The sequence below is a fragment of the Tunicatimonas sp. genome (genome assembly GCF_049647865.1).
Lineage (GTDB): Bacteria > Bacteroidota > Bacteroidia > Cytophagales > Cyclobacteriaceae > Tunicatimonas.
In genome coordinates this window covers 1-4,148 of the sequence record NZ_JBARYM010000481.1, presented here as the reverse complement: position 1 = coordinate 4,148, position 4,148 = coordinate 1, and the positions used below count along the sequence as shown (strand labels likewise).

Genomic DNA, 4,148 nt, shown 5'->3' with positions numbered 1-4,148 from the left:
TCCAATCCCAATCAAGGTTTTTTCGGCAAGCTGGTTTCCGCCGGGACGCGCATGCTCACTGGCGAGTCGGCCTTTATGACCCACTTTACTCACCGGGGCCACGGAAAAGCCAAAGCCGCCTTTGCCGCGCCTTATCCGGGCACAATTGTGCCAGTAAATTTATCCGAAATGCAGCAGAATACGCTGACCGTACAGAAAGATTCTTTTCTTTGCGCAGCTCTTGGCACCAAGGTAAGTATCCAGCTCAACCGCAAGCTGGGTTCAGGATTGGTGGGTGGCGAAGGTTTTATTCTGCAACGCTTGGAAGGCGACGGTCTAGCGTTTATTCACGCCGGTGGAACGGTGATTGAGAAGCAATTAAATAACGGAACACTGCGCATTGATACCGGCTGTGTGGTAGGCTTTGAGTCTTCGGTAAATTTTGACATCCAAAGTTCGGGCGGCTTAAAATCTATGCTCTTTGGTGGCGAAGGAATGTTCTTAGCTACCCTGTCGGGCACCGGACGAGTGTGGCTACAGTCTATGCCATTCCGCAAACTAGTGGCAGCTATTGCCCCTTACGGCAAAAACAATAACAAAGGCGAGAGCTCAATTTTAGGTAGTTTTTTTGAAGAATAGTCACCGACGAAGGCGCAATTTAGGTATTAGCATGGGCACTTGGTTTTTGTAAACCTGGTATTCTTCACCGTATAGTTTCAGTAGTTTCGTTTCTTCCAGTCTAATTCCAACCAAAATATAAATAATCCAAATAGTGGCGGTAATCAGGTTGGCCAGCGTAGGTGAGAAGCACCACAGCCCTAAGGCAATTAGTATAGTGCCCGAGTAGAGCGGGTGGCGCACGTACTGTAGAACGCCATCCGTGCGAAGAGGCTGGGTATAATTGGCTTCCAAAGGAGGGGTACCCAAAAATTCTCGTTTAGAGAACTGCTTAAAAGATAAATGAATAACAATAATTCCGTAGGCAGCCAGCACCAATCCAAATAATTGCAGCATATCGCGCACCCGAATGTCGCCAACTATGGGTTCGGAAGAGACAATGGAATTATAGAGTAGTATGGGAATGATGGTAGCTACCGCTACAATATTATACCCTAACCGATAGTAGCGATGAAGCTTTCCTAATCGGGAACGTGTCCACTTTTTTACTTTCGGTGAAGCGAGTAAACTGTGTACCGCAAAGTACATCAGCCATAAACCCGCCAGAATGAGATAGGAAACTACCATTTCTCAAATATGGTGAAATTTGAGGAAGGCTACCGCTTAGCTCCGGCTTTTTCTATTCGTACCTAAGTGCTTCTACCGGATTAGACCGGGCCGACTTCAGTGTCTGTCCGCTTACCGCGAATATTGCAATGAAGATAACGAGCAAGCCCGGAATGATAAATAGCCACCAGTGGATATCAATGCGGTAGGCAAATTGCTCCAACCACTCTCCCATTATATAATTAGCAACCGGAACAGCAACTACTAACGCAATAAGAATAAGCTGAAAGTAACTTTTAGTAAGCAGTAGAATGATGTGACTTACCGATGCACCCAATGCCTTGCGAATGCCAATTTCTTTGGTACGTTGAATGCTGGTGTAGGAAGATAAACCTAGTAAACCTAAGCAAGCCACCAATATTGCTAACCCGGCAAATACTCCGAACACCTGCCCGAAACGGGTTTCCGCTAAATACTGCTGATCGAAGGTATCGTCCAGAAAGAAATATGAAAAATTGCTATTGGGAAAGACTTCTTGATAATTAGCCTCCACTCTCTCTATCGTCTGTGGAAGATCGTCGGTAGTCAGTCGCAGATACTGGTACAAATTGCTGCTGCCGTGCATATACATCAGCGGTATAATTGGTTCTTTCACCGAAAGGTGATGGTAGTTTTGAGCGACGCCAATGATTTCGGCACTGTCGTAAAACGTGGTAATCTGCCCGACAGCTGATTCCGCATCTTCAAAGCCCATTAACCGTACTGCCTCCTCATTCACAATAATCTGTCGTTCATTCCTAAGACCCTCCCGAAAATTTCGTCCGGCTACTAGCTGCATATCCAACGTGTTCATATAGTTGGCATCCGCTCGGTACCAGTAAAAGGTGATATTGCCACCATCTTCACTACCCATGCGGCGCACTCCTTGATTAGAATTCAAAAAACTATAACCGGTTCCGGGAACCGAACTAGCACTTCCTACCGATGCTACTGTAGATAAATTTTCCCAACCTTGCTGAAGCGTACCAATGCGGGAACTAGCCACAGAATCTACCTGAATATCCAGCGGTACGTTTACTACCAGCACTTGATCCATATTCATCCCCAGTTCCTGCTGTCGCATAAACGTGAGCTGCTGATATACGGTGAAGGTTCCTACCATCAGGACCACCGATGCTAAAAACTGAAACACGACCAAGCCCTGCCGAAGCCACCTGCCGTGGGTAGTGTTTTGCAACTTACCCTTCATTACCGCTACCGGACGAAAGGAAGATAATATTAAAGCAGGATACAGCCCCGAAAGCAGTGTTCCGCCTAGTGTTAGTCCGATCATAATTATGATAAAGTCAGGATCACTAAATAGATTGATCGTGAGCGGTTGGCCACTCAGTTGGCGGAAGGCGGAGAAACTGATGTATACCAGAAAAATAGCCATCAGCATGGCTACCGTGTTAGTCAGCCAAGCCTCGAGTAAAAACTGCCGAATCAATTGGCCACGGGAGCAGCCGACTGCCTTTTTTACTCCTACCTCCTTAGCACGTTCTACCGAGCGGGCAGTAGATAGATTCACGTAGTTGACCCAGGCAATCACCAGAATAAACAGCGCAATAACCGAGAGAAAAGCTACCGTATCGGCATTTCCGTTGGCTTCGGGTTCATAGGTTTTATTGGAGTATAGGTGAATATCGGCCATCGGCTGCACGACAAACCGCTCTTCACTGTCGTTAAAGCCCTCCGCTGATTTAAAGCTCTCAACGAACCGATCCATCTTTTCGCTAAAAGCAACTAAATTAGTCTGAGGCTCCATCAGCAAGTAGGTGAACTCATTATTAGCATTCCAGCCAATTGGGTAGCCAATGGCTTTATCCCGTAGAGAAGTATAGGAGATTAAAAAATCTATCTTTAGGTGAGTATTGGATGGCAAATCTTCCATTACCCCGGTAATTTTCACCATCTTTCCCCCGTCATTAGGCCCGTAGGTTCCCCCGAACCAATCCAACGTTTTCCCCACCACATCGGTAGTACCGAAGTACTGTATTGCTTTAGACTCGGTCAACACTATCTCAAACGGTTCATCCAGGGCACTCACGGTATCTCCCTGAACCATATTTAGAGAAAAGATTGAAAAAACCGAAGGATCGGCGTAGTACGCCCGTCGTTCCGTTTGCCGGTAGGTATCGGTACCGAAAACCAAATATTCTTGATCGTGCAGCCGGACAAAATCCAACACCTCGGGCATGTTCTCCTTTAATTCGGGACCAGCCAACGGATACACCTCGGCATCTTGCACTTGCAATTCCCCGTCCTCGTAAACATCCAACGTAAGCCGATAGATTTGATTTGATTTCTCATGAAAATCTTCGTAGCTCAGTTCGTAGCGCACGTAGTGCAGAATCAGCAAGCAAGATGCCGTACCAATGGCTAAGCCCAGCAGGTTGATAAACGAGTAGAACTTGTGTTTGGTAAGGCTACGGTAAGCAGTAGTGAAGTATTTCCCGAACATAGTTAATCAGATTTTAAGATCGCTAGCTAAATTGGAATAAACTGGCTGTATCAGCAAGCAAAATGCAGTGAACGACCGCTAGGGTGCAGGGAATGACCGCCAATAATTATTAAATATCCATTTAACAAACTTTAACGGCCTCGCTACCTTCTTCTTTTTTGAGGTTAACTACTTTAGCAAAAAAGAATTATGCAAAAACTATCACTTCTGTTGCTGGCACTACTGCTAATCTGCCCCAGCGTTTTCGCTCAGGATGAAAAACGTACTTTTACTACTAAAGATACGGAGCAGTACGAATTACTGATGCCCAGGAAAGAGCCGACGGGAACACTGACCCTGTTCGGGGGCTTTCCCGAAACCCCGGATATTGTCAAACGAGAATTCAAAATAGTAGAACCAGCGATGCAAGCTGGCATTGCAGTAGGCTTGATGAAATTTAATC

The 4,148-nt window shown here is 46.1% G+C and carries 4 protein-coding genes; 2 read left to right on the top strand and 2 right to left on the bottom strand.

The genetic code is table 11. From position 1 onward, the window contains the following. The coding region (locus WBA23_RS14225; RefSeq protein ID WP_424582942.1) for an AIM24 family protein at positions 1–618 on the top strand (618 nt) is incomplete at its 5' end. Here the strand turns inward: WBA23_RS14225 and WBA23_RS14220 are convergent. Together WBA23_RS14220 and WBA23_RS14215 are read right to left on the bottom strand one after the other, a co-directional pair. Beyond that, positions 619–1,224 (bottom strand): methyltransferase family protein, encoded by a 606-nt coding sequence (locus tag WBA23_RS14220; protein ID WP_424582941.1) that lies wholly within the window; start codon positions 1,222–1,224, stop codon positions 619–621. It abuts the gene before it with no gap. 52 nt (positions 1,225–1,276) lie between these two features. After that, positions 1,277–3,706, bottom strand: a complete 2,430-nt coding sequence (locus tag WBA23_RS14215; protein ID WP_424582940.1) for an ABC transporter permease — start codon at positions 3,704–3,706, stop codon at positions 1,277–1,279. A gap of 189 nt (positions 3,707–3,895) precedes the next feature. Between WBA23_RS14215 and WBA23_RS14210 the strand changes: the two genes are divergently transcribed. Further along, a partial coding sequence (locus WBA23_RS14210; protein WP_424582939.1) for a hypothetical protein occupies positions 3,896–4,148 on the top strand: 253 nt, incomplete at its 3' end.

Coding starts and splice junctions, on each gene's coding strand:
- WBA23_RS14220 (WP_424582941.1), bottom strand. CDS start 1,224: ATGGTAGTTTCCTATCTCATTCTGGCGGGTTTATGGCTGATGTACTTT.
- WBA23_RS14215 (WP_424582940.1), bottom strand. CDS start 3,706: ATGTTCGGGAAATACTTCACTACTGCTTACCGTAGCCTTACCAAACAC.